We start from the raw sequence: 23,690 nt of genomic DNA on the forward strand, positions 1-23,690 counted from the left end.
TACGCACATTCCGAGGAGCCCTTTTTCCACGAGAACGGAGGGAAGCCATGTACGCGCGAATCGGGGACCGGCTGCACGTCCACGGCACCGTCGTGGGGCAGCACGACCGGATGGGCGAGATCATCGAGGTCCGCGGCGAGAACGGGAGCCCGCCGTACGTGGTCAGGTTCGGCGACGGCCACGAGGGGCTGATCTTCCCGGGGCCGGACTGCGTCATCGAGCCCCGCGAGACCGTCGGCCACGCGGGCCGGTAGCGCGCCGGGAGCGCCCGCCCGGATCCGCGCGCGCCGGGATGCGTCCGGCGCCGCGGATCGGGTAGACCTGCGATCATGGAGAGCACCGTGGTCCGGGTGACCACCGGGACACAGGAGGTCGTGCACGACATCACGGCCGAGTGCGAGCGGTTCGCCGGCGCGGCCGGCGGGGACGGCCTGCTGCACGTGTTCGTCCCGCACGCCACCGCGGGCATCGCGATCATCGAGCTCGGCGCGGGCAGCGACGAGGACCTGCTCGCCGCGCTCGGCGACCTGCTGCCGGCCGACGACCGCTGGCGGCACCGGCACGGCTCGCGCGGGCACGGCCGCTCGCACGTGATGCCGGCGCTCGTCCCGCCGTACGCGACGCTGCCGGTGACCGGCGGCCGGCTCGCGCTCGGGACCTGGCAGTCGGTGGCCCTGGTCGACCTCAACGTCGACAACCCCGACCGGCAGGTCCGCCTGTCCTTCCTCAAAGGATGACGGCGTGTTGTCACCCTCTGTGGAGGTCCTGTGACCTCGGGCGCCGTGATCGGGCCAATGAGCCCACCAAAAGCCGGGAAGACACTTGCGCTAGGGGCCCTCACTTGTGTGGACTGTCCCGCAAACACCGCACGGGTGCGGGCGGGCCGCCCGGCACGGGGGCCCGGAGACGAGAAATGCGCGGGACACCGTGCGGACTGACGACAATGGGAGGACTTTCGTGAGCGCGACCGCGGGTCAGGCGCAGTCTGAGCGCAGCCTGGCCGAACGGCTCGGCCTCAAGCCGGGCCAGGTGGTGCAGGAGATCGGCTATGACGACGACGTCGACGAGGAGCTTCGCCGCTCCGTCGAGGAAGTCACGGGGAACGAGCTGGTCGACGAGGACTACGAGGACGTGGTCGACATCGTGCTGCTGTGGTGGCGCGAAGAGGACGGCGACCTGTTCGAGGGCCTGACCGACGCGATGATCCCGCTCACCGGCGGCGGCAACATCTGGCTGCTGACGCCGAAGGCGGGCCGGGAGGGGCACGTCGAGCCCAGCGACATCGGCGAGGCCGCGCAGACGGCCGGGCTGTCGCAGACGAGCAGCGTCAGCGCCGCGAAGGAGTGGTCCGGAACGCGGCTGGTCGCGCCCAAGGTCCGCAAGTAGCCGCGCGGTCCGGGGCGCCCGCCGGCGGCGGCGGGCGGCCGGGGCCGTCCGGCGTCGGCGGCGGGTGGCAGACTGGGCGCGTCCCCACGTCCGTGGGGGCGCCCACACCCCCCGCCCGGGCGGGGGCGATCCGCGGGAGAGGCTTTGTCGGTTGAGGTAGGCGACAGCGCACCGGACTTCGAGCTGAAGGACCAGCACGGCACCCCGGTGAAGCTCTCGGACTTCCGGGGCGAGAAGACCGTCGTCCTGGTGTTCTATCCGCTGGCGTTCAGCGGCGTGTGCACGGGCGAGCTGTGCCAGATCAGGGACGAGCTGCCCACCCTCGGCGGCGACGACGTGCAGGTGCTGGCCGTGTCGGTCGACTCGGTGTTCGCGCTGCGCGCCTGGGCCGAGCAGGAGAAGTACCAGTTCCCGCTGCTGTCGGACTTCTGGCCGCACGGCGGGACGGCGCAGCGCTACGGCGTGTTCGACGAGGAGAAGGGGCTCGCGGTCCGCGGCACCTTCATCATCGACGCGCAGGGCGTGGTCCGCTGGAAGGTCGTCAACGCCATCCCGGACGCACGCGACCTCGACGAGTACCGCAAGGCGCTCGCCGGGCTCTGAGCGAAACGGGCCGGCCCCGGCCGCGCGGCGCCGCCCGCGGCCGGATCCGGCCCCCGCACCCGCTGGAGGTGTGATGCCCTGCTTCCGCTGCGGGGCGCGGCAGACCGACCCCGTGCGCGGGGCGAGCCCGTGGAGACGGGGCGTCCGGGCCGACCACCAGGTGCTGGTGTGCCCCGGCTGCCAGTCCGCCCACGACTGGGCGGACGACCTCGACCGCTGCGCGGCCTGCGGCTCCACGGCGCTGGTGTGCCGGCTCGGCGAGATCGAGTGCCGCGACTGCGGCCACACCCGCGAGGCCGTCCGCGACGCCCCGCGCGCCGCGGACCTGGTGCCCTCCAGCGCGGGGCCCCGCGCCGACCGGGGCCTGTCCGAGGAGGTCGCGGCGGCGCTGAGCCGCGTGCTGCGGCGCGGCCCGGCCGGCTGACTCCGCGCGGGTGGCCGCCTCCGGCCACCCCCCGGTCTCGTCACGCAGCGTAGCCACCGCCGGTCGGCATTCCGGGCTTGACGGGGCATTTCCCCTGCTGGCACGCTGCGCGAATGCCGATCATCCTGCTGCGCCTGGCGCACCGTGTCGCGGCGCGGTCCTGGCGCGCGCCCGCGCTGGTGCTGCTGGCGGCGTTCGGGGTCGGCTGGCTGCTGATCGCGCTGTGCGAGAAGCCCGGCGCCGAGATCAAGCGGCCGTGGAACTACATCTGGTACTTCTTCGTCAGCGGCACCTCCACCGGTTACGGCGACCTGTACCCGTCCTCGACGGGCGGCCGGATCGGCGGCGTGATCGTGATCATTGCCGGGCTCACCGCGGGGCTCGTGCTGTTCGCCGAGCTGACGCTGTGGATGGCGAAGGGCAGGACGATGCGGGCCAACGGCCAGGCGCAGTTGCACGTCAAGCGGCACATCGTGGTCGTCGGGTACGAGCGGGAGGGGCTGCGCGCCATCATCACCCAGCTGCGCGCCGACCCGGCGTTCGCCCGCATCCCGGTCGTCGCGGTCTTCTGGCCGGGCGAGCTGGCCGGCGAGAACCCCGACCCCGACCTGTACGACGTGGTCGCCTTCGACGACACCGCCTACCGGCGGGCGTGCATGGAGGCCGCGCGGACCGTCGTGGTGATCGGCCGCACCGACGACGAGACCGTCCGGGTCATGCTGGGCGTGTCGGCCTACCTGCGGCGCCACGGGGAGCCGCCCGTCCACCTGCTGGCGGGCGTGCACGACGGCGGCCGCCGCGCCGAGATCACCGAGGCGCTCGCGCTGGTCGGCCCGGACATCGAGCCCGTCGACATCGACGACCCGGCCGTGGTCGCGGTCGCGATCCGCAACCCCGGCGTCGCCGCGATCTACCACAACCTGGCCAGCACCCTCGACGCCGACGGCACCCTGTACCGGGTCGACGTCCCGCGGGACGCCGGCGAGTGGCCGCGCCTGGACGTGGCGATCTTCCTGCTCCGCCGCGGCAGCACCCTGCTCGCCGTCGGCGAGTCGCACCGCCCGAACGCCCGCTTCCGCCTCACCTCGCAGCCGGGCGAACTCGTCCGCGGCGGCCAGTCCCTCGCCGTCGTCGCCCCCGACCGCCCCCAAATCCCCTGGCACGAGCTCTAAGAGAGCCGGGAGAGCGCCCTTCGCGCCCGCTGGGGGCGCTCTCCCGGCGTCCGCGTGCGCGCGGCCCGAGGCACAGGTCCAAGCCTCGGGGCCTCCCCGCGCGCCGCGGGGTTCAGGCGGCTTGGCGGTGGTCGGCGTCGAGGAGGTGGTAGAGGAGGAGGAGCTGGGTGATGGCCAGGGGGTCGCTGGTGCCGGTGTCGCCGAGGCGGCCGAGGGCGTCGGGGGCGGGCAGGCCGTTGCCGGTGCGGGCGCCGAGCCGCTCCCAGATGGCCTTCTTGACGACCTGGGACTCCTCGGGCGAGACGTAGCCGTGGACGTGCAGGGCGTCGACGGGGCGGCCGTCGTCGTCGCGGTGCAGGCGCAGGTGCAGGAGCTTGTCGGCGTCGCCGGACGCGCCGTCCAGGACGTCGGCGAGTTCGGGGTGGTCGATGGTGGGGCGCAGCAGCAGTTCGGCCGAGAGGGGCGTGCCGGGCGGGTCGACGCGGCCGGCGACGGGCGCGAACCGGACGACGATGTCGGCGTACTTGCGCTGCGGGCGGATGTAGGCGGCGCTCTCGGGTTCGCGGCGGGCCAGTTCGGCCATGACCTGGTCGGGGCGGTAGCCGCGCTTGTCGCAGTCGCGGCGGATCTTCCAGGAGTGCCGGAGCGGCTCGGGCGGGTCGAGGTAGACGGTGATGTCGAAGCAGGCGCGGGCGAGCCGGGTGTGCAGGGGGAGCAGGCCCTCGACGATCACGAAGTCGCGGGGTTCGACCAGTTCCGGCCGGACGAGCTCGCCGGTGGCGTGGTCGTAGACGGGTTTGAGGATCGGTTCGCCCATCGAGAGCAGTTGCAGGTGCTGCTCCATGATGTCGACGTGGTTGCAGTCGGGGTGCAGCGCCGTGAACGGTTTCCCGGCGCGTTCGGCCCGGTCGTAGCGGTGGTAGTCGTCGACGCAGACGGCCGTCATCCGCTCGGCCCCCAGACACTGCACAAGCCCCCTGGTCAGTGTGGTCTTGCCCGCCGCGCTGTCCCCGGCGATGGCGAGCATGACGGGGCGGCGGCCCGACCCGCGCGCCCGGAGCATATGCACGATCCGATGGGGCACCTGGCTCCTCCGTCCTGCGGAATCCGGTTTTCGACAGGGAGAGTACGGCGGCCGCGGCGCGGAGGCGTCCCCCGGTCGGGGGAGAGCGGGGGTGAAGATGGCGTGAGGCCCGGCCGCGCCGGGGCTACTGGTCAGTAGCTTCGGGTTGTTATCGTGCCGGAATGGGCGCCCCCGTACGCGTCGTCCTGGTGGACGACCACGAGATGATCCTCGCCGGACTGCAGGCGATGCTGGCCGGATTCGCCGGGCGGGTGCGCGTCGTGGGGCAGGCGGGGACGGGGGAGGAGGCCACCCGCCTGGTGACCGCGCTGCGTCCCGACGTCGTCCTGCTGGACGTGCGGCTCGGCCCCGAGAGCGGCCTCGACCTGTGCCGGCTGCTGACCGGCCGCGTCCCGGAGGCGCGGGTGGTGTTCCTGTCGGTGTACGACGACGAGCAGTACGTCTTCGAGGCGCTGCGCGCGGGCGCGGGCGGCTACCTGCTGAAACGGGTGGACGGCCCCGAGCTGGTGCGGCGCCTGGAGGAGGTCGCGCAGGGCGAGACGGTCGTCGACCCGACGCTGGCCGGCCGGATGGCCGTGACGGCGGCGCGGCTGACCCGCGGCGAGTTCTGGCCGGGCGCCAACCGGGGGCTGACGCAGCGCGAGAGCGAGGTGCTGTCGCTGCTGGTCGGCGGGCTGTCCAACAAGGCGATCGCGGCCCGGCTGGTGCTCAGCGAGGAGACGGTGAAGAGCCACCTGCGGGCGCTGTACCGCAAGCTGGAGGTGACCGACCGGTCGGCGGCCGTCGCGGTCGCGCTGCGCGAGGGGCTGTTCCGGTGACGGCCGTGCCGCCGGTGGAACTGCTCGCCGGGCGCGGCAACGACCTGCTGGTACGGATCGTGGCGGTGGCCTGCGCGGACCGCGAGCTGCCCCGGCTGGCCGAGGAGCTGGCCGGGCTGGTCGTCCGGTCGGCGCGCGCGCTGACGTTCTGCGATGTGTACGTGCTGGACGACGAGGAGCGGTCGCTCGAATGGTCCGGCCCGCCCGTCCCGCTGGGGGAGGGCGACGCGGGCTGGGTCGCGGCGCACGGCCGTTCCCGCGCGCACGCGGACGGACGCGGCGTCGCGGTCCCCGTCCGCAGCGGGAACCAGACGATCGCCGTGGTGGACGTGCGGTCCGCCGGCCCTTGCCCGGCCGACGACGTCGCGCTGGTCACGGCGCTGGCGGAGCTGTTCGCGCCGGTGCTGTGCTCGTGCCGGAGGCTGCGCGCGGCCCGCGAGCGCGAGCACGCCGCCGAGCGGTTCGCCGAGCGGGCCGTGGAGGCGCAGGAGGCCGAGCGGTCCCGGCTGAGCCGGGAGATCCACGACGGCATCGCGCAGCGGCTGGCCAGCCTGGGCTTCCACCTGTCGGCGGCCGAGCGGGCGCTGCCCGAGCACCATCCGGAGGGGCTCGCGCAGATCATGGTCGCGCGGAAGCTGTGCGAGCTGGCGGCGGCCGAGACGCGGGCGGCGATCGGCGGGCTGCGCCCGCCCGTGCTCGACGACCTCGGCCTGTCGGCGGCCCTGGCCACCCTCGCCCGCGAGGCCGGGGACGGCCCCGGGCCGTCCGGCGTCATCGACGTGAGCGTGACCGTGGAGGGCGAGCTGGAGGAGGAGCTGCCCGACCACGTGCAGACCGCGCTGTACCGGATCGCGCAGGAGGCGGTCGGCAACAGCCTGCGGCACGCGTCCGCGACCTGCGTGGACCTGCTGCTGGAGCACGCGCGCGACCGCGTCCGGCTGAAGGTCACCGACGACGGCACGGGGTTCTCGGTGCGGGACGTGTTCGCCCAGGGCGCCCGCGCGCAGCGGACCCGGCGCACCGACTCCTACGGCCTGCGCGGCATGCGGGAACGCGCCGAGCTGCTGGGCGGCCGGGTCACCGTGACCAGCCGCCCGGGCGTCGGGACGACCGTCGAGGCGGTCGTCCCCGTCCCGGGCCGCCGCCGCACCGGACGAACTATTCGCGGGTGAGGACGCGGAAGGCGATCCCGGCCGCGGTGAGGCGGGCGATCAGCGCGTCGCCCATCGCGGTGGCCGTGGTGACCTGCCCGGACGTCTTCGGCAGGTCGTCGTGGACGAGGCACAGCGCCGACTGCGCGAGCATCTTCGCCGTCTCGCCGTAGCCGGGGTCGCCGCCCGCGACCTCCGTCACGACCCGCTTCCCGCCGCCCTCGCCGACGAACTTCACGCTGAACCAGTTGCGGGCGCGCCGCTCGGCGGACGGCCCCTCGCCCGGCGCGCGCAGCCGCAGCAGCAGCGACCGGGTGGGCGGCAGCTGCGCGAGCGCGAACAGCGCGCCGGAGCCGGCCGCCATGCCGGCGGCGACGGGCAGCCGCTTGACCGCCAGGTAGTGGCCGTAGGAGAAGTCCGGGCCGTACCGGTCGAGCGCGGCGGCGGACCGGGTGACGATCTGCGGGTCGATGGTCGGGAGCGGGAGCGTCCAGCCGTCGCCGATGCGCGCCCGCGGCGCGGGCCGCCGGGAGATCCGGACCGTCCGGCCCTCCGGCCGCCCCTCGGCGCGGCGGCGCTCGCGCTCGGCCCGCACCATGCCGGCGACGTCGGCGAAGATGCCGACGGCGGAGGCGATGGTGCCACCCGACGCGTCGCCGTGCACGCGCAGGAACCCCTCGACGTGCAGCGGGACGCCCTCCGGCAGCTGCTTCACGGTGAAGTACGCGCCGAGGTCGTGCGGGATCGAGTCGAAGCCGCAGGCGTGCACGATCCGGGCGCCGCTGCGGACCGCCTCGTCGTGGTACTTCACGTACATCCGGTCGACGAAGGTGGGCTCGCCGGTGAGGTCGACGTAGTCGGTCCCGGCGCGCGCGCAGGCCGCGACGAGCGGCTCGCCGTACCGGACGTACGGCCCGACCGTCGTGATGACGACCTTGGCCGACCGCGCCACCTGCTCGATCGAGCCCGGGTCGGTGGTGTCGGCGTGGAGCAGCGGGAGGTCGGCGCAGGCCGGGTCGATGGCGGCCGCCCGGTCGCGGACGGCGGCGAGCTTGGCCTGGTTGCGGCCGGCCAGCGCCCAGCGCGTCCCCGGGTCGGCGTGCGCCGCCAGATACTCGGCGGTCAGGGCCCCCGTGAAGCCGGTGGCGCCGAACAGCACGATGTCGTACGGACGGTCGGTGGTCATGGTGGGCCCTTTCCCGGTACCGAGCGAGGAATCTGTACCGAACACGATTCTGTCGCGCCGCGGGCCCCGCGCGGACCCGCCGCGCCGCCGATGTGAGCGACGGCACTCGGGACCGCCGCGCGCGGCGGCCCGGCGCCCGCCGATGCTCTAGGGTTGGCCCCTACGAGGGGGGATGGTGGCGTGATCGGGCTTGCCGTGGCGATGGACGCCGTCGCCGTGCTCTGCCTCTGCTGGTCCCTCGCCGGCGTGCTGCGGCCCGCGATGGTGCCGGGCGGCGGCGACGGCGGACGGTCCGTCGCGGTCGCGCTCATCGGCGTCAGCCTCATCCTGCTGTCGGTGACGCTGTGGAGCCTGCCCTAGCGGGCGCCGTCCAGCCCGGCGCGTCCAGCAGGTGCCGGACGAACAGCAGCGTCGTCGGGGTCGGCGCCGCGCCCGCGACCGCGTGCCACGGCCGGTCGAGGGGCATCCCCGGCGCGTCGACCACCACGAGCCGCCCCGCCGCCAGCCCGGCGCCGACCGCGTCCCGCGACACCAGCGCCACCCCCAGCCCGGCCGCCGCGCCCGCGATCACCGCGCCGTTCGAGCCGAGCACCAGCCGGGGCGGCGCCACCTCCCGCTCGGCCAGGTAGGCGTCCGCCGACGCCCGCGTTCCCGACCCCGGCTCCCGCATCACCCACGGCGTCCGGGCGAGGGAGAAACCGTCCGCGACGTCCGGCGCCCCGACCACGACCAGCTCGTTCGGACGCGTCGCCAGCACGGTCGCGGCGGCGTCGGCGGGCGGGCGTCCGGCCAGCACGAGGTCGGCCTCGTGGGCGGCGAGGCTGCTCCACACCTGACGCCGCGGCCCGACCTCCAGCGCCAGCTCGACGTCGGGCCAGCGCGTCCGGAACGAGGCGAGCAGCTCGGGGAGGATCTGGTCGGCGGCCGTCGTCACCGCCGCCAGCCGCAGTGGCCCGCGTCCCGGATCGGCCGCGCCGCGCGCCGCCGCCCGTCCCTCCTCCAGCAGGCCGAGCACCTGCCGCGCGTACCCCGCGTAGACGGCCCCGGCCGGGGTCAGCCGGACGCCGCGCCCCACCCGCCGCACGAGCGGGACGCCGAGGTCGCGGGTGAGGGCGGACACCGCCGCCGACACCGCCGACTCCGTCACGTACAGCCGCAGCGCCGCCGCCCGCACGGACCCGGTGTCGGCGAGCGCCACGAACGTCCGCAGCCGTGCCTCCGTCATGCCCGGCCTCCTCGTTCAAGTGAATGCTTGATGGTCACCGTAGAACACTTGATGGACAGCGCAAGTGTCGGGAGGCGAAGCTCGAGCCGTCACGGTTCCACGTGGCCGGGACGCGGCGCTCCGCCCCCATTCCCCTGGGCACGCCGTCCTTCGCGGGACGGAGCCGCCGCGTCCCGTCCGGCACGCGAAGGAGATCGGCGATGAGTTCGGGCAGATGGTCGGCGGGCGTGATCCCCTACGCGGAGATGGGCTACTGGAAGCCCGACTACGAGCCGAAGGACAGCGACATCCTCGCCGCCTTCCGGATCACGCCGCAGCCGGGCGTCCCACCGGAGGAGGCCGGCGCGGCCGTCGCGGGCGAGTCGTCCACGGCCACCTGGACGGTGGTGTGGACCGACCGGCTCACCTCTTACGAGAACTACCAGGCCAAGTGCTACAAGGTGGAGCAGGTCCCCGGCCAGGAGAACCAGTTCATCGCCTACATCGCCTACGACCTCGACCTGTTCGAGGAGGGGTCGATCGCGAACCTGACGTCGTCCATCATCGGCAACGTCTTCGGGTTCAAGGCGCTGAAGGCGCTGCGCCTGGAGGACATGCGGATCCCGACCCACTACGTCAAGACGTTCCAGGGGCCCGCGCACGGCATCGTGATGGAGCGCGAGTACCTAGGCAAGTTCGGGCGCCCGCTGCTCGGCGCGACCGTCAAGCCCAAACTCGGCCTGTCGGCCCGCAACTACGGACGCGTCGTCTACGAGGCCCTGCGCGGCGGCCTCGACTTCACCAAGGACGACGAGAACATCAACTCCCAGCCGTTCATGCGCTGGCGCGACCGGTTCCTGTACTGCATGGAGGGCGTCAATCGCGCGCAGGCCGCGACCGGCGAGGTCAAGGGCCACTACCTCAACGTCACCGCCGCGACGATGGAGGACATGTACGAGCGCGCCGAGTTCGCCAAGGACCTCGGCAGCGTCATCGTCATGATCGACCTGACCATCGGGTACACGGCGATCCAGTCGATGGCCAAGTGGGCGCGGCGCAACGGCGTCATCCTCCACCTGCACCGCGCCGGGCACTCCACCTACACGCGGCAGAAGAACCACGGCGTGAACTTCCGCGTCATCGCCAAGTGGATGCGGCTCGCCGGCGTCGACCACATCCACGCCGGGACGGTCGTCGGGAAGCTGGAGGGCGACCCCAACAGCGTCCGCGGCTACTACGACACCCTCCGCCTCGGCCACGTCCCCGCCGACCCGCGCAAGGGCCTGTACTTCGACCAGGACTGGGCGTCGCTGCCGGGCTGCATGCCGGTCGCGTCCGGCGGCATCCACGCCGGCCAGATGCACCAGCTCCTGCACTACCTCGGCGAGGACTCCATCCTGCAGTTCGGCGGCGGGACGATCGGCCACCCGATGGGCATCGCCGCCGGCGCCACCGCCAACCGCGTCGCGCTCGAAGCGATGATCAAGGCGCGGAACGAGGGCCGCGACTACCTCGCCGAGGGCCCCGACGTCCTGCGCGCCGCCGCCAAGCACAGCCGCGAGCTGGACGTCGCCCTGTCCACCTGGGGCGACATCACCTTCACCTACGACTCCACCGACACCCCCGACGTCGTCGAGACCCCTGTGAGCGTCTGATGCGGATCACCCAAGGGACCTTCTCCTACCTCCCCGAGCTGACCGACGAGGAGATCACCCGGCAGATCGCCTACGCCCTGGACCAGGGCTGGCCCTGCTCGGTCGAGTTCACCGACGACCCGCACCCGCGCAACTCCTACTGGGAGATGTGGGGACTGCCCATGTTCGACCTCACCGACCCCGCCGGCGTGCTGTACGAGGTGAAGGAGTGCCGCAAGGCGTACCCGAACCACTACGTCCGGCTGAACGCCTACGACGCGCACTACGGACGCCAGACCACGGCGCTGTCGTTCATCGTGCAGCGCCCGCCCCTGGAACCCGGCTTCCGCCTCGACCGCGCGGAGACCTCCGACCGGCGCATCCGGTACACGCTGCACTCCTACGCGACGGACCGTCCCGAAGGCGAGCGCTACGGAGACGCGCCTTGAGCGACCGTCCCGGATTCGGCATGCGGCCCTCCGACAACGGCTCCCCGGCGGCCCCACCCCAGGCTCCCGCCGCCGGGGAGCCGGCCCCGCCGCCCCCGCTGCCCGCCGACGCCCGCGTCGACATCGCCAAGGAACGCGCCGACTCGCACGCCGACGAGATCCTGGACGCCCTGGACGCCGAACTCGTCGGCCTCGCCCCGGTGAAGACCCGCATCCGCGAGATCGCCGCACTGCTGCTGGTCGACCGCGTCCGCGCCCGCTTCGGCATCGACTCCGGACGTCCCAACCTGCACATGTGCTTCACCGGCAGCCCCGGGACCGGGAAGACGACCGTCGCGGTGCGGCTCGCCGAACTGCTCCACCGGCTCGGCTACGTCCGCAAGGGCCACCTGGTCTCCGTCACCCGCGACGACCTCGTCGGCCAGTACGTCGGCCATACCGCGCCCAAGACCAAGGAGGTGTTGAAGCGCGCCATGGGCGGCGTCCTGTTCATCGACGAGGCGTATTACCTGTACCGCGCCGAGAACGAGCGCGACTACGGGCAGGAGGCCATCGAGATCCTGCTGCAGGTGATGGAGAACCAGCGCGACGACCTCGTCGTCGTCCTCGCCGGCTACAAGGACCGCATGGACTCCTTCTTCGCGTCCAACCCCGGCATGAGCTCCCGCATCGCCCACCACATCGACTTCCCCGACTACAAGCCCGACGAGCTGGAGGCCATCGGCCACCTGATGATGGAGCGCGAGGGCTACACCCTCGCCCCGGAGACCGAGCCGGTCTTCCGCGACTACCTCGACCGGCGCCGCGTCCAGCCGCGCTTCGCCAACGCCCGCTCCGTCCGCAACGCCATCGAGCGCGCCCGCCTCCGCCACGCCAGCCGCCTCGTGGCCACCGCCGGCGAGGTCGACCGCGCCGCCCTCACCACCCTGCACCCCGACGACTTCCTCACCAGCCGCGTCTTCCGGTGACCCCGGACGGCGAGTGAGACGCCGATCACAGTCGATCAAGGGATTCGCCTTCGCATGTCCTAGTGTTGAGACCATCGACATGGAGATGTGGGGGAGAAGTTGCTGAACCCTGAGGATCTGTACGAGCTGGACACCGACCTGCCGGAGATGACCGGCCCGGTGCTGCTGCACAGCCTCGACGGCTTCGTCGACGCCGGATCCACCGGGCAGCTGGTGCGCGAGCACCTGCTGGAGGCCTTGGAGCACCGCGTCATCGCCCGCTTCGACGTCGACTCGCTGATCGACTACCGCGCCCGGCGCCCCACGATGACCTTCGACCGCGACCACTGGGCCTCCTACGACGAGCCGGAGCTGGTCGTGCGGCTGATGCGCGACGGCGTCGGGAGCCCGTTCCTGATGCTGTCGGGGCCCGAGCCCGACCGGCTCTGGGAGGGTTTCACCCAGTCCGTGGTGCATCTGGTGAAGCGGCTGGACGTGGGGCTGGTCGTGGGGTTCCACGGCATCCCGATGGGCGTGCCGCACACCCGTCCGGTCGGCGTCACCTCGCACGCCACCCGCCCGGAGCTGGTCACCCGCAACACCTGGTTCGACAAGGTCCAGGTGCCCGGCTCCGCCGCCGGGCTGCTGGAGCTGCGGCTCGGCGAGGCGGGCCACGACGCGCTCGGGCTGGCGGTGCACGTCCCGCACTACCTGGCCCAGTCGGCCTACCCGGCCGCCGCGGTCGCCGCGCTGGAGCAGATCGTCTCCGCGACCGGGCTGGTGCTGCCCGCCGAGCCGCTCCGCGAGGCCGCCGCGGCCACCGACGCCGACATCGCCGAGCAGGTCGACGGCAACGCCGAGGTGGAGAAGGTCGTGCGGGCGCTGGAGCAGCAGTACGACGCGTTCGCGGGCGCCGCCGAGCGCGACAGCCTGCTCGCCGAGTCGCAGGACATGCCGACCGCGGAGGAGCTCGGCGCGCAGTTCGAGCGCTTCCTGGCCGAGCAGGAGGGCCCCGACTCCTCGTCCTGACCCCGGCCGGAATGCTGACATATCCGGGCGTGCCCTGGGTAGGCGAGCCCCCGAGGGGGGAGGACCGCCCATGGCCCAGAGAGTGAACGAAGTGATGACGCCGGTGCCGGTGGCGGTGCCACCGGACACCACGCTGGTCACCGTGAGCGACCTGATGCGCCGGCACGGCATCGGCGACGTGCTGGTGGTGGACGAGGGGCGGCTGCGGGGCCTGGTCACCGACCGCGACATCGTGGTCCGCGCCGTCGCCGTCCAGCGGGACGTCGAGGGAACCACGGTCGCCGACATCTGCAGCGCCGACGTCGTGACGGTGGCGCCGGAGGCGGACGCCGACGAGGCGGTCCGGCTGATGCGCCGGCACGCCGTGCGGCGGCTGCCGGTCGTGGAGGGCGACCATCCCATCGGCATGGTGTCCATCGGGGACCTGGCGGTGCAGCGCGACGAACGCTCGGCCCTGGCCGACATCAGCGCCGAACCGCCCAACACATGATCACGCTGCGGGTGCCGGGCGCCCGGCTGAACGGGGATCTCGTGATCCCGGACGACCCGGTCGGCATGGTGGTGTTCGCGCACGGCAGCGGCAGCTCGCGGCACAGCCCCCGCAACCGCGCCGTCGCCGAGGGGCTGAACGCCGCCGGCATCGGCACCCTGCTGCTGGACCTGCTCACCGAGCAGGAGGAGCAGACCGACCGGGCCACCGCCGCGCTCCGCTTCGACATCGAGCTACTGACGCTGCGCCTGATCGGCACCATCGACGCGCTGGCCGAGGGCCTGGAGTCCGCGCCGCACACCGCGGGGCTGCGGATCGGGCTGTTCGGCGCCAGCACCGGCGCGGCGGCCGCGCTCGCCGCCGCCGCGGCCCGTCCGGACGTCGGCGCGGTGGTGTCGCGGGGCGGCCGTCCCGACCTGGCGGGGCCGTCGCTGCCGCGCGTGCGGGCGCCCGTCCTGCTGATCGTCGGCGGTGCGGACACCGAGGTGCTGCGCCTCAACGAGCAGGCCCGGCAGCAGCTGGACGTCGCCGAACTGCACGTCGTCTCCGGCGCGACCCACCTGTTCGAGGAGCCGGGCGCCCTGGAGGATGTCACCATGCAGGCCGCCGAGTGGTTCAACCGCCATCTGGCCCACGGGGCCTGATTCGGAACCGGCGGCCGGGGCACGATGTCGGCATGCCCGACGTCATCGTGGTCGGAGCCGGACCGGCCGGCTCCGCCGCCGCCTGCCATCTCGCCCGCGCGGGACTCGACGTCCGCCTGCTGGAGAAGTCCGCGTTCCCCCGGGAGAAGGTCTGCGGCGACGGCCTGACGCCGCGCGCCGTGCGGGAACTCCTCGACCTCGGCATCGACATCGACGCGCCCGGCTGGTTCCGCAACCGCGGCCTCCGCCTGATCGCCGGCGACCGCCTCCTCGAACTGCCCTGGCCGTCCGACGGCGGCCACCCGCCCTTCGGCCTGACCCGCACCCGCCACGACTTCGACGACATCCTCGCCCGCCACGCCGTCTCCGCCGGCGCGACGCTCTCCCAGAACACCAAGGTCACCGGCCCGCTCCAGGACCGCACGGGCCGCGTCATCGGCGTCCGCACCGACGACGGCGACCACCGCGCGCCGATCGTCATCGCCGCGGACGGCGCGTCCTCCCGCCTCTCGGTCGCCCTCGGCCTGCACCCCCGCCGCGACCGCCCGATCGGCGTCGCCGCCCGCCGCTACTACCGCAGCCCCCGCCACGACGACCCGTACCTCGAAGCCTGGCTCGACCTCGTCCCCGCCGGATACGGCTGGGTATTCGGCATGGGCGACGGCACCTGCAACGTCGGCGTCGCCTTCCTGCGCACCGCCCACGCCGACTGCCCCACCCTCCTGGACGACTGGCTGGCCCGCACGCCCCCGGACTGGGGCTTCACCGAGGACAACGCCGCGGGCCCGCTCCGCGGCGCCGCCCTCCCCATGGGCTACGCGCGCCGCCCCCACTACTACCCGGGCCTGCTGCTCACCGGCGACTCCGGCGGCATGATCAACCCGTCCAACGGCGAGGGCATCGCCTACGCCCTCGAAGCGGCCCGCATCGCCGCCGAGACCATCACGTCCGCCCTCGCCGCCCCCACCCCCGGCCAGCGCGAGCGCACCCTCTACCGCTACCCGTCCGCGATCACCCAGGCCAACGGCCGCCCCTTCACCCTCGGCCGCCTCTTCACCCGCGCCATCGAGAACCCGCACGTCATGCGCGCCGCCACCGCCGCCGGCATCGCCAACCCACCCCTGATGCGCTTCGCCCTCAAACTCCTCGGCAACCTCACCGACCCCACCGCCGACCGCCTGGCCACCGCCCTGACCCGCCTAACCCCCACCTCCTAACCCCCACTGAACCGACCGGCGCCGAAAAGCGACCACCACCCAATCCGCCGACCACCGGCGTCGAGCCCAGCAACCGAAGCCGCAAGACGAGCCCTGCCCCCGAGATCAGGACGTCCAGATCCACCAGACCCCCTGTCCCCCCGCGCCCACAACCGTTTCGCGATCGCCCCCACGAACCAGGTACGCTTTCCCGGCGAGCACGCGGGCGCGTAGCTCAGGGGTAGAGCACTCGCCTTACAAGCGAGTGGCCGCAGGTTCGAAACCTGCCGCGCCCACAGCAGCCAGTCTGACCTGCGAGGACGTACTCCTCGCAGGGATGACCCGCTGCGCCGGACGTCTGAAGAGACGTCGCCTTCTACCCAAGGGCACCGGCGTGGAGGGTGAACCCACCTGATTTTTAGGCGGTTCATCCTGAACACGAAGACGAGCACCACCGGCAAGGCCAGCACCACCCCCGGCGACGTGATCGCCCCGTACGTCCCCGACATCAACTCCTTCCGCAGGCACCTGCGGGCCGAGAACAAGAGCAAGCGCACCACTGAGATCTATGTGGGCGCGGCCACCAAGTTCGCCCGCTGGCTGGCGGCCGAGACCGACTGCGCCAACTGGGAGGACGTCGAGGGCCGGGACGTCCAGGACTTCACGATCCACGTCCTGGACACCCGCACCCCCGGCTACGCCAACAACCTGTACCGGGCCGTCCAGCAGTTCTTCCGCTGGTGGTCCGGCGAGTTCGGGCTGCCCAACCCGATGTGGGGCCTCAAGCCCCCGATGGTCCCCGAGAAGCCCGTCCCCGTCCTGACGGAGGCGCAGCTCGCCAAGCTGCTGAAGACGGCCCAGGGCCGGGGCTTCGTCCAGCTCCGCGACACCGCGATCCTGATGCTGCTCATGGACGCGGGCCTGCGCCGGGGCGAGCTGGCGGGCCTCAAGCTCGACGACATCGACCTGGACTACCGGGAGGTCGTCGTCACCGGGAAGGGCCGCCGCCAGCGCACCGTCCCGTTCGGGCACAAGACCGCGCTGGCCCTGGACCGCTACCTCAAGGCGCGGGCCAAGCAGCGGCTGGCGCACCTGGACTGGCTCTGGCTCGGAACCAACGGCAGCCACCTCACCGCCTCCGGGATCTTCCAGATGATCGAGCGGCGCGGGAACGACGCCGGGATCAGCGACCTCTTCCCGCACATGCTCCGCCACACCTGGTCCCACTACTTCCGGCTGAACGGTGGGTCGGTCGACGACCTGATGCGCCTGGCGGGCTGGAAGTCGGTCTCCATGGCGGCTCGGTACGGAGCCTCCGCCGCTGATCAACGCGCCAGGGCGGCTGGTCAGCGGCTGTCGCTCGGCGACCGGATCTGAGGAGGCTCCATGAGGGACAGGCACTCCCGGCACCACCTGCCGGAGAACGACCAGCCGCCGCTGCGGCGGCACATAGTGCAGGCGCAGAAGGCCCTGAAGAACGCCCTCGGGCACGCTGACTGGTTCCTGGTCGGTGACGACAGCGACGCCCCGGAGGTCGGAGCCCTGCTGGACGAGGCGACGACCGCCATCTACTACGCCCGCGAGGAGCTGGTGCGTCTGATGGGTCGCCTGCCCCGGGCGAGCGTCCAGATGGAGCTGACCCTGCTGGCCGACCTGGAGCTGGACATCCCGGACGGCCCGCGCCCCGGGGTCGCCCCGTGCGGCAACTGCGGCCACGCCACTCGCGACCACGCCGAGGGCCTGACCTGCCTCATCTGCCGGTGCACCGACTACACCCTCGGGGAGGGCCGATGATCCTGCTCTCCCTCGTCGTCGCCTGCTACGGGGCGGCCACCTGCTCGGTCACCTGGCTGCTGACCCTCCAGTACCTGCGTCCCGCCCGGACCGCTCGCCGTAGGCGGCCCGCCAGGCGGCGGGGCACCCCGATGTCCACCCTCGCCAACCAGGGGCTGCTGCGGCTCGCCCAGGCCATCTTCCACCTCGCCGTCGTCATGACCGACCCGGACTACGAGAGGCGGTGCCGGACGTGCCGGAGGTGATCCTGCGCCGGGCCGTCCGGATGGCCCTGAAGGAGTTCGCCCCCTCGTTCGTGCTCGGGGTGGACGAGGGCCTGCTGGCGGCCATCCTGCGCACCTCCTGGACGCCCGCCGTGAGCACCGAGACCCGGCACGCCGCCCTGATGGACGCGACCGACACCGAGCTGTACGCCGTCGCCCACGAGATCCTGGAGGAGATGTGAGGGTGCTGGACCACCTGCCCATCGCGGTGCTGGCCGTTATCGCGGCCTGCGGGAGCTTCACGCACATCGCGGCCCTGGCTGCCCGCAGCGGCCAGGACGGCTGGATGTCCTACGCGACCGCCGTGTGCATCGACCTTCTGGCCGTCGTGGCGTCCCTGGAGATCCGCCGGGACAAGCGGCTGGAGCGCAAGAGCACCGTCCCGACGCTCGTCCTTTCGGGCGCGATCGTCCTCACCCTGGGGGCCAACCTCGCCGAGGCCCAGCGGACGCCCTGGGGGCTCGTGGTGGCGGGGGTGCCGGCGCTTTGCTTCCTGCTCGCGGTCGCCCTGATCGAGCGGCGCGGGGGAGCGGACAAGCCCCAGGCCGAGGCCGTCGAGGAGCCTGCCCAGGAGCAGGAGCCGGTCGTCGAGCCGGAGCCCGAGCCCGCCTCCGAGCCGAAGGCGAAGGCCCCGAAGAAGGCCAAGAAGCCCGCCCAGAAGCCGCCGAAGGCGCTGGAGGAGCTGCTCATCCTGGCCCAGCAGGCAGACGCCGAGCACCGGGAGAAGGTGGGCAAGCGCATCAGCCGGGACGCCCTGCGGGCCGCCCTGGGGGTCAGCACTGGCACCGCCAGCTCGGTCTTGCGGGAGCTGCGCACGGCCTGAGCTGCACGCGAAAGAGCCCGGCGCATGCGATCCGCGCCGGGCTCTTCGGTTGCCTGATCACCTGTCCGAGGTCAGCCACCTCTCGATCTCGTCCAGGGACAGGCCCTTCTCGTCGGTCAGCAAGGCGTTGGTGTTCGGGTCGATGACCCAGTAGACGCCGTAGTCGACCGCGCGAGGGTCGCGGCGTCCGGACTTCTTCAGGGCGTATCCCTGCCGGTTCGCCATCCGGCGAAGGCGGTTCTCTCGGACCTTGTCGGCCTGGGTCTCGGTCATGCTAGAGAGTGTACTGGAAGTGAAGCTGGAAGATATACTGTAAGCGTTACTACTGATCAGGAGGGGTCGAGATGACGAGTGAAGAGCGGCGCAGGGCCACCGACCGCGAGGTGCACGAGCAGGTCGTGGCCCAGGTGCTGGCTAGGCTGCGCAGCGGTACTCCGGGGCCGTCGGATGGCTTCCGTCGGAAGGCGAACGCCTATCACGAGCGCAGGGGTGACCGGCTGTCGCCGACTTCCTAAAGGTCCCAAGGGCCTGGTCCGCGAACTGTGGGTCAGGCCCCTTCGTTGTTGAAGCTCTGCATGGACACGGGTGGTCCGTCACGATGCTGTGGTGAGCGTTCTCTTAGACACGGACTTCCTGACGTGGACGAACAAGGGCACGGGTGTCGCGGTGGCTTTCGTAGGAGCCTTGGTCGTCTCCCCGGACGGAACACGCTGGTTCGGTCGCTGGACGTGGAGGAAAGTGACCTTCTGGCGTCGTCGTCATCACCATGGCCACGCACAGCTGAGTGCGGCGTTCGAAGCTTCGGGCTCGGTTTATGCCGTAGTCAATCGGTCCTGGCCGGACGATACACCGAGCAAGGAGCAATTCAGACGGATCCGAGAGTGGCTCAACGACATCGAGCACAACATCGGGAAGGTGGAGGTTGACCTGGCCAAGCACAAGAGGGACACCACGAACGCCCTCAAAGAGGCGACACAGAAGCACGAGGCTGGGCTCCAGGAGTTGCGCTCTCTCCTCCGGCAGATGGAAGCGTCTGCCGCCCGGATCGACGGTCGAGCGCTGCCCGTGATCGGCTGGGGCATCGTGCTCAGCGGCGTCCCCGAGGTGCTGGCCAAATCACCGTGGGCGACCTACATCGTGTGCCTGCTCAGTACCGTCGTCACGATCTGGGTTGCAGTCAGTGTGATCCGCGACTACTGCCAGGCCAATCGACAGTTGGGCAGGCCGGCCCCCTGAACGACCGCGGCTTAGATCTTCCCGAGCTACCTTACGAAAAAGCATCGGCCCGTGCCTACCCTGGGAGTGCGAGCAACCAGGAAGGCACGGGCCGATGGCTGATGATCTCACGTGGGACGCCAACACGATCGGTGCACGCCTGCGGGTCCTGCGCAAGTGGCGGCGGCTCACCCTCACCGAGCTGGCTGGGCTGGCCGACCTGTCGCCCTCGTTCCTCTCGATGGCCGAGCGCGGACAGCGCGCCCTGGACCGCCGCTCGCACATCTCCGCCTTGGCCAACGCGCTGCGCGTCTCGGAGAAGGATCTGGTCGGCGGACCCCACCTGACTGCCGACCCCGTCCAGTCCGCGCCGCACGCCACCATCCCCGCCGTCCGGGCCGCGCTGATGGCCAACACCCTGACGGCTCCGGCGGTGGACCGGGCGCGTCCGCTGGACGAGCTGGTCGCCGAGATGGGAAAGATCGACCGGTCGGAGTACAAGCACCTCACGGTCGGCGAGAAGCTGCCCCAGCTCATCGGCGAGCTGCACCTGCACGCCGCAGACCCGGCCGACGAACGTGCGCAGAGGCTCGCGCTCCGGACCCTCATCGAGGCGTTCCAGACCGCCACCTTCACCTCCAAGGACTTGGGGTATGACGACCTGGCCTCGGTCGCGGCGATGCGGGCCGCCGAGGTGGCCAGGCTCCTGGACGACCCCATCTCGACCGCCAAGGCCGCGAGCCTGCGGGTCCACACCATGCCGGTCAACACCCGGCACTTGACGCTCGCCGCCGCTGAGGAGGCGGCCAACGCCCTGGAGCCGCACGCCACCGGCGACCTGGGGGTCCAGGTGCTCGGCATGCTTGCGCTCGCCGCGTCCATGCAGGCGACCGTCATCTACGACTACGGCAAGGCCGAGCACTGGATGGACCAGGCCACCGAGCTGGCCCGCCGTACGCCGGACACGCCCGGTGCGAACTGGGGTGCGTTCTCGGCCAGCAACGTCGGCGTCTGGAAGGTCTCCCTGGCCACCGAGCGGGGCGAGAGCGGCGGCACTCTGCTGGAGTTGGCGGACGGAGTGGACGAAGAGGTCATCGCTCCCCGCCGGGGCAGGCACGCCTCGTTCCTGGCCGACGTCGGCCGGGGCCTGGCTCGCGACAAGAAGACCCGCAGGCAGGCCGAGAGGTGGCTGCTGCGGGCCGAGCAGGTCGCCCCGCACAAGATCCGCAACTCCGGGCCGGTCGCCGAGACGGTTGCGGTCATGCTCCAGCAGACATACGGTGCAGCGGTCGGGCGCGAATTGCGTGGATTGGCCGCAAGGATCGGCGTTCCGCACTGAAGTTTTTAATCTTCTGGGCTGACTTTCACACTGGTGAAATTCAGGCGGCCGGTCAGGCTTACCGTCCCCGGCCATGGACACCCCTGTCGCAGAGCAGCACCTCACCGAGCTGGCCGCCGAGCTTGACCAGGAGACCTTCCGGACCCAGATGATCGAGGTCGCCTCCGGACGTCTCGAGCTGATCATCACCAACCGCACCGCCGCGCGCCTCTCCGAGCGCGTGAAGGTCGTGGCGGACGACTTCGTGTGGTCCTGGGGCCAGGTCATCGCGCCCATCACCGAGCACGCGCTGGCCGCCCGCCGCGTCTCGATGGTCCTCGCCGTGGTGGAGAGCTGAGATGCGCTCCCGTTCCCTGATGACCCGCGACATCGAGGTCTACGCCGACGCGCTCTTCGACACCGCCCGCAAGAACGCGCTCACCACCGACCACACCACCGAGTGCTTGCTGATGCTCAACGCCCGAGCCCGGCGCAAGCTCGTCACCAGCGTGGGAGCCGGGGCCTTGTGCGACAGCCCGGACGCGGTGAAGCAGGCCATCGACGAGTACCGGGCCGTGGCCCTGGTCCACGTCGCGCGGTACCGGGTGACCTGGGTCCGCGACACCGTCGCCGCCGGTCTGTTCCCCGCCCCGCCGCAGGGCGAGCCCCGCAAGCTCATCGCCGTCGAGGGCTACTGGCCCGCCAAGGGCTTCACGTACCTGCGCATGGCCCAGGTGCTGGAGGCCGGGGGCATCCGCGACGTCATCGAGCTGGACACTCCCGACGTGACCGCCGGGAGCTGGCTCCAGGATCTGCTGCCCCACCGCTGACTGGAGAGACCCCATGCACCGTGCTCCGTCCTCCCATGACCGAATCGACACCCTCCCGTCCCGGCCCCGAGCCATGTCCCGCGCGGGAGTGGTGCTGCTCGCGGGGGCCGTCCTCCTGGTGCTTATCAGCCTCGCCGCCTGGGTGGCCCTTTCCCGCGCTGACGGCTCGCCGCATACTGACGTACGGCTTTCCTCGGCACCGGAGGACACCCGTACGGCTCCGGCCGCTCAAGGGCCTGCTGAGGCTTGTCAGCACCATGTGGTCCAGGCCCTGAGCCACTACGTCCAGGAGACCCGACAGGGAGGGGACTCGAGCCTCGCCGTCTCCAACGCCATGCAGCAGCTCGACACCATCGAGTTCCAGGTCTTCGGCGGTGTCCTGAACACCTTCCTGGAGGCGGACGAGGTGGGGCGGCGGTTTGGCATCGCCGCTCAGATCCAGACGGTCATGCCCGGCATCAAGCGTGGCTGTTCCCAGGCTTACTGACGCTTTGAAGATCGAGCAGGAGCTGGTGGACGCAATTTTTTCCACGCTCTCAACGAGCACCCGCTCGAGGCGTGTGGGAAGCTGTGCGGTGCTGCGGCGAGCCCACGCGCGCCGTCACGGGACGACCGCCATGCAATTCAAATGCATGCCGAGAAGCTAGCGGCCTTGTCCGCCGGCCTCGACTCGTTTCTGCCCAGGTGGGCGGGAGCGGATCGGCCACCCAGGTGGCGGGTGCCGATCAAGCGGCTTGAAGCGTACGAACTCGAACATCGGTGGCCTGCACGCCCGTATGACGTTCGTCTGTAGGGCCAGGGCACCGTCGACCATAAGTCCGGTAAGACCTGAGGAGGTCTGTATGGCAGGCAAGTCCGAAACTCCGGCGACCATCTTCGCCGAGACGCTCACACTCCCCGACGGCCGCACCGTGCGTGTGCGCGCCTACCAGAACGGTGAGGTCCGGATCCGCCTGGACAGGTGCCCCTATGTGATCAGCGAGGCGTACTTGAGCGGCGGACCGGACGACCACGCAATCATCAAGTTGTCGCCGGGCAAACAGGGCAGCGCGACGTACGGCAGCCGCGTGGACGCACCGGCGATCCCGGAAGGCACCAAGGACTGACGCTGCAACGATGAGGCCCCGTCCAGCAGGGTGCTGGTGCGGGGCCTCGCTGATCGCGTAGGCCTTTTCGGGTGTGCGGGGTACACCACTCACATGCATGACGACGAGAACGAGGAGCATGACGCCATCAGTACAAGATGATCTTGCTGCTCTCGGGACGTGGTTCCGCAGGACGCTCGATCTTGTAGCCAAGGTCCTCCAACACCCTGACTGCCTCCGCCGGACAGTCACGGACGACAACTCCGGCCTGAAGCCTGCGCCAGGCACGGCGGCCTTCGTCTATGGCGTCCTTCCAGCCGGCCTCGCAGTCGATGCCGAACTCCTCGACCAAGAACTGGAGGACGTCCTCCAGGCAGGGGCGGAATCGCGGACCGCCCAAAGGGAAGTGGAGATCGGAGAGCTGGGGCACGACCGGTGTGTCTGCGTCCAGTTGGGCGGTCCGCTTCCTGACGCGGGCGTTGCTGCGCTTGCCAGTCAGCAGTAGGTAGACGGTCTCGTCGCGGTGCGCGTGGATGTGGAAGTGGGCGCACGGCACATTGCTCTCAGGATGGCGCAGGTACTCCCAGCGGAACAGCGGCTCTGGTTTGCGCACCATACGGACTCGGGCTGTGGAGTCCCCGATGGCCAGAAAGCTGCGGTGCCCATCCCAGGTGCACTGGAGTTGAACAATCAACTCCAGCCGGAGCTTGCCGTCGATCTTGATGGGGATCGGGGGAGAGGGCTCCGCCTCGGGCGTCCGAGACCGGATCAGTAGCCGCCGTGCCCCACGCTTACCGCTCTCATACACGGCTTCAAAGACGGGCACGTCCGGACCGAGGACGCCCCGCACGGTACGCGTGAGGTCGTTGGCGAACGTCTCGGCTTGCCGCGTGAGGTCTTGGTCCTCTCCAGCGAGCATCAGTCGTTGAGGAGGTAGTCGATATT

The 23,690-nt window shown here is 71.6% G+C and carries 33 protein-coding genes and 1 tRNA gene; 29 read left to right on the top strand and 5 right to left on the bottom strand.

All coding sequences use genetic code 11. From position 1 onward, the window contains the following. Nucleotides 1-47 precede the first annotated feature (47 nt). The 6 genes from QP089_RS16860 (at nt 48) to QP089_RS16885 (ending at nt 3,585) form a co-directional block, all read left to right on the top strand. A complete protein-coding gene (locus tag QP089_RS16860; protein ID WP_285912564.1) occupies nt 48-254 on the top strand; it encodes a DUF1918 domain-containing protein in 207 nt (68 codons plus the stop codon). Between the two features lie 75 nt (nt 255-329). Further along, nucleotides 330-737: a YjbQ family protein gene (locus QP089_RS16865; protein WP_285912565.1), complete on the top strand. Its 408-nt coding sequence runs from the start codon at nt 330-332 to the stop codon at nt 735-737. A 220-nt stretch (nt 738-957) separates the two neighbouring features. Further along, on the top strand, nt 958-1,386 hold the full coding sequence (locus tag QP089_RS16870; protein ID WP_285912566.1) for a DUF3052 domain-containing protein: 429 nt from the start codon (nt 958-960) through the stop codon (nt 1,384-1,386). 144 nt (nt 1,387-1,530) lie between these two features. Then, nucleotides 1,531-1,989 carry a peroxiredoxin gene (locus tag QP089_RS16875; protein ID WP_151542501.1) on the top strand — a complete coding sequence of 153 codons (459 nt, stop codon included), beginning with the start codon at nt 1,531-1,533 and terminating at the stop codon, nt 1,987-1,989. Nucleotides 1,990-2,062: 73 nt separating this feature from the next. Beyond that, nucleotides 2,063-2,413: a hypothetical protein gene (locus tag QP089_RS16880; protein ID WP_285912567.1), complete on the top strand. Its 351-nt coding sequence runs from the start codon at nt 2,063-2,065 to the stop codon at nt 2,411-2,413. A 113-nt stretch (nt 2,414-2,526) separates the two neighbouring features. Further along, complete coding sequence (locus tag QP089_RS16885; RefSeq protein WP_285912568.1) at nt 2,527-3,585, top strand: potassium channel family protein; 1,059 nt, start codon at nt 2,527-2,529, stop codon at nt 3,583-3,585. Nucleotides 3,586-3,697: 112 nt separating this feature from the next. Here QP089_RS16885 and QP089_RS16890 read toward each other — a convergent pair whose 3' ends face one another. After that, nucleotides 3,698-4,648 carry a phosphoribulokinase gene (locus QP089_RS16890; RefSeq protein WP_285912569.1) on the bottom strand — a complete coding sequence of 317 codons (951 nt, stop codon included), beginning with the start codon at nt 4,646-4,648 and terminating at the stop codon, nt 3,698-3,700. A gap of 182 nt (nt 4,649-4,830) precedes the next feature. On the opposite strand from QP089_RS16890, the gene QP089_RS16895 reads away from it, so the two are divergent. Both QP089_RS16895 and QP089_RS16900 read left to right on the top strand, forming a co-directional pair. After that, nucleotides 4,831-5,487 carry a response regulator gene (locus QP089_RS16895; RefSeq protein WP_285912570.1) on the top strand — a complete coding sequence of 219 codons (657 nt, stop codon included), beginning with the start codon at nt 4,831-4,833 and terminating at the stop codon, nt 5,485-5,487. Then, nucleotides 5,484-6,659, top strand: coding sequence for a GAF domain-containing sensor histidine kinase (locus tag QP089_RS16900; protein ID WP_285912571.1), 1,176 nt, complete (start codon nt 5,484-5,486; stop codon nt 6,657-6,659). The genes QP089_RS16895 and QP089_RS16900 overlap by 4 nt, the downstream gene beginning before the upstream one ends. Here QP089_RS16900 and QP089_RS16905 read toward each other — a convergent pair. Then, on the bottom strand, nt 6,646-7,824 hold the full coding sequence (locus QP089_RS16905; protein WP_285912572.1) for a saccharopine dehydrogenase family protein: 1,179 nt from the start codon (nt 7,822-7,824) through the stop codon (nt 6,646-6,648). The genes QP089_RS16900 and QP089_RS16905 overlap by 14 nt on opposite strands. Nucleotides 7,825-8,004: 180 nt before the next feature. Here QP089_RS16905 and QP089_RS16910 point away from each other — a divergent pair, with 180 nt between their 5' ends. Beyond that, on the top strand, nt 8,005-8,184 hold the full coding sequence (locus QP089_RS16910) for a hypothetical protein (protein WP_285912573.1): 180 nt from the start codon (nt 8,005-8,007) through the stop codon (nt 8,182-8,184). Here the strand turns inward: QP089_RS16910 and QP089_RS16915 are convergent. Continuing rightward, the gene (locus QP089_RS16915) at nt 8,147-9,049 is read right to left on the bottom strand and encodes a LysR family transcriptional regulator (protein ID WP_285912574.1); all 903 of its coding nucleotides are present in this window, start codon (nt 9,047-9,049) and stop codon (nt 8,147-8,149) included. The genes QP089_RS16910 and QP089_RS16915 overlap by 38 nt on opposite strands. A 200-nt stretch (nt 9,050-9,249) precedes the next feature. Here QP089_RS16915 and QP089_RS16920 point away from each other — a divergent pair, with 200 nt between their 5' ends. From QP089_RS16920 to QP089_RS16980, 13 genes are all read left to right on the top strand, one after another. Then, a complete protein-coding gene (locus QP089_RS16920) occupies nt 9,250-10,683 on the top strand; it encodes a form I ribulose bisphosphate carboxylase large subunit (RefSeq protein ID WP_285912575.1) in 1,434 nt (477 codons plus the stop codon). Continuing rightward, on the top strand, nt 10,683-11,111 hold the full coding sequence (locus QP089_RS16925) for a ribulose bisphosphate carboxylase small subunit (RefSeq protein ID WP_285912576.1): 429 nt from the start codon (nt 10,683-10,685) through the stop codon (nt 11,109-11,111). Before QP089_RS16920 ends, QP089_RS16925 begins: the two co-directional genes overlap by 1 nt. Beyond that, the gene (cbbX, locus tag QP089_RS16930; protein ID WP_285912577.1) at nt 11,108-12,079 is read left to right on the top strand and encodes a CbbX protein; all 972 of its coding nucleotides are present in this window, start codon (nt 11,108-11,110) and stop codon (nt 12,077-12,079) included. The genes QP089_RS16925 and cbbX overlap by 4 nt, the downstream gene beginning before the upstream one ends. 99 nt (nt 12,080-12,178) lie before the next feature. Beyond that, nucleotides 12,179-13,087: a proteasome assembly chaperone family protein gene (locus tag QP089_RS16935; RefSeq protein WP_285912815.1), complete on the top strand. Its 909-nt coding sequence runs from the start codon at nt 12,179-12,181 to the stop codon at nt 13,085-13,087. Nucleotides 13,088-13,157: 70 nt separating this feature from the next. Next, on the top strand, nt 13,158-13,577 hold the full coding sequence (locus QP089_RS16940) for a CBS domain-containing protein (RefSeq protein WP_285912578.1): 420 nt from the start codon (nt 13,158-13,160) through the stop codon (nt 13,575-13,577). After that, a complete protein-coding gene (locus QP089_RS16945) occupies nt 13,574-14,221 on the top strand; it encodes a dienelactone hydrolase family protein (RefSeq protein ID WP_285912579.1) in 648 nt (215 codons plus the stop codon). Before QP089_RS16940 ends, QP089_RS16945 begins: the two co-directional genes overlap by 4 nt. 32 nt (nt 14,222-14,253) lie before the next feature. Then, complete coding sequence (locus tag QP089_RS16950; RefSeq protein ID WP_285912580.1) at nt 14,254-15,438, top strand: geranylgeranyl reductase family protein; 1,185 nt, start codon at nt 14,254-14,256, stop codon at nt 15,436-15,438. Nucleotides 15,439-15,641: 203 nt separating this feature from the next. After that, nucleotides 15,642-15,713, top strand: a tRNA-Val gene (locus tag QP089_RS16955). 187 nt (nt 15,714-15,900) lie between these two features. Continuing rightward, nucleotides 15,901-16,794, top strand: a complete 894-nt coding sequence (locus QP089_RS16960) for a tyrosine-type recombinase/integrase (protein WP_285912581.1) — start codon at nt 15,901-15,903, stop codon at nt 16,792-16,794. A gap of 9 nt (nt 16,795-16,803) precedes the next feature. After that, nucleotides 16,804-17,211 carry a hypothetical protein gene (locus tag QP089_RS16965; RefSeq protein ID WP_285912582.1) on the top strand — a complete coding sequence of 136 codons (408 nt, stop codon included), beginning with the start codon at nt 16,804-16,806 and terminating at the stop codon, nt 17,209-17,211. Next, nucleotides 17,208-17,456, top strand: coding sequence for a hypothetical protein (locus tag QP089_RS16970; protein ID WP_285912583.1), 249 nt, complete (start codon nt 17,208-17,210; stop codon nt 17,454-17,456). The genes QP089_RS16965 and QP089_RS16970 overlap by 4 nt, the downstream gene beginning before the upstream one ends. Next, the gene (locus tag QP089_RS16975; RefSeq protein ID WP_285912585.1) at nt 17,444-17,656 is read left to right on the top strand and encodes a hypothetical protein; all 213 of its coding nucleotides are present in this window, start codon (nt 17,444-17,446) and stop codon (nt 17,654-17,656) included. Before QP089_RS16970 ends, QP089_RS16975 begins: the two co-directional genes overlap by 13 nt. After that, nucleotides 17,653-18,297 (top strand): DUF2637 domain-containing protein, encoded by a 645-nt coding sequence (locus QP089_RS16980; RefSeq protein WP_285912586.1) that lies wholly within the window; start codon nt 17,653-17,655, stop codon nt 18,295-18,297. Before QP089_RS16975 ends, QP089_RS16980 begins: the two co-directional genes overlap by 4 nt. 57 nt (nt 18,298-18,354) lie before the next feature. On the opposite strand, the gene QP089_RS16985 is transcribed toward QP089_RS16980, so the two are convergent. Beyond that, complete coding sequence (locus QP089_RS16985) at nt 18,355-18,570, bottom strand: hypothetical protein (RefSeq protein ID WP_285912587.1); 216 nt, start codon at nt 18,568-18,570, stop codon at nt 18,355-18,357. A 71-nt stretch (nt 18,571-18,641) separates the two neighbouring features. Between QP089_RS16985 and QP089_RS16990 the strand changes: the two genes are divergently transcribed. The 7 genes from QP089_RS16990 to QP089_RS17020 all read left to right on the top strand — a co-directional run bounded on the left by QP089_RS16990 (nt 18,642) and on the right by QP089_RS17020 (nt 22,766). Then, nucleotides 18,642-18,812, top strand: a complete 171-nt coding sequence (locus QP089_RS16990) for a hypothetical protein (RefSeq protein WP_285912588.1) — start codon at nt 18,642-18,644, stop codon at nt 18,810-18,812. 91 nt (nt 18,813-18,903) lie between these two features. Next, complete coding sequence (locus QP089_RS16995) at nt 18,904-19,533, top strand: hypothetical protein (protein WP_285912589.1); 630 nt, start codon at nt 18,904-18,906, stop codon at nt 19,531-19,533. 94 nt (nt 19,534-19,627) lie between these two features. Then, nucleotides 19,628-20,851 (top strand): helix-turn-helix domain-containing protein, encoded by a 1,224-nt coding sequence (locus QP089_RS17000; protein WP_285912590.1) that lies wholly within the window; start codon nt 19,628-19,630, stop codon nt 20,849-20,851. A 73-nt stretch (nt 20,852-20,924) separates the two neighbouring features. Further along, nucleotides 20,925-21,188: a hypothetical protein gene (locus tag QP089_RS17005; protein WP_285912591.1), complete on the top strand. Its 264-nt coding sequence runs from the start codon at nt 20,925-20,927 to the stop codon at nt 21,186-21,188. Between the two features lies 1 nt (nt 21,189). After that, nucleotides 21,190-21,660, top strand: coding sequence for a hypothetical protein (locus QP089_RS17010; protein WP_285912592.1), 471 nt, complete (start codon nt 21,190-21,192; stop codon nt 21,658-21,660). A gap of 88 nt (nt 21,661-21,748) precedes the next feature. Next, on the top strand, nt 21,749-22,147 hold the full coding sequence (locus QP089_RS17015; RefSeq protein ID WP_285912593.1) for a hypothetical protein: 399 nt from the start codon (nt 21,749-21,751) through the stop codon (nt 22,145-22,147). Nucleotides 22,148-22,502: 355 nt separating this feature from the next. Further along, nucleotides 22,503-22,766 (top strand): hypothetical protein, encoded by a 264-nt coding sequence (locus QP089_RS17020; protein WP_285912594.1) that lies wholly within the window; start codon nt 22,503-22,505, stop codon nt 22,764-22,766. A gap of 127 nt (nt 22,767-22,893) precedes the next feature. Here the strand turns inward: QP089_RS17020 and QP089_RS17025 are convergent, their stop codons facing one another. Then, nucleotides 22,894-23,664: a hypothetical protein gene (locus QP089_RS17025; RefSeq protein ID WP_285912595.1), complete on the bottom strand. Its 771-nt coding sequence runs from the start codon at nt 23,662-23,664 to the stop codon at nt 22,894-22,896. Between the last annotated feature and the right edge of the window lie 26 nt (nt 23,665-23,690).

Origin of the sequence: Actinomadura opuntiae (assembly GCF_030283205.1) — a bacterium.
Taxonomy (GTDB): Bacteria; Actinomycetota; Actinomycetes; order Streptosporangiales; family Streptosporangiaceae; genus Spirillospora.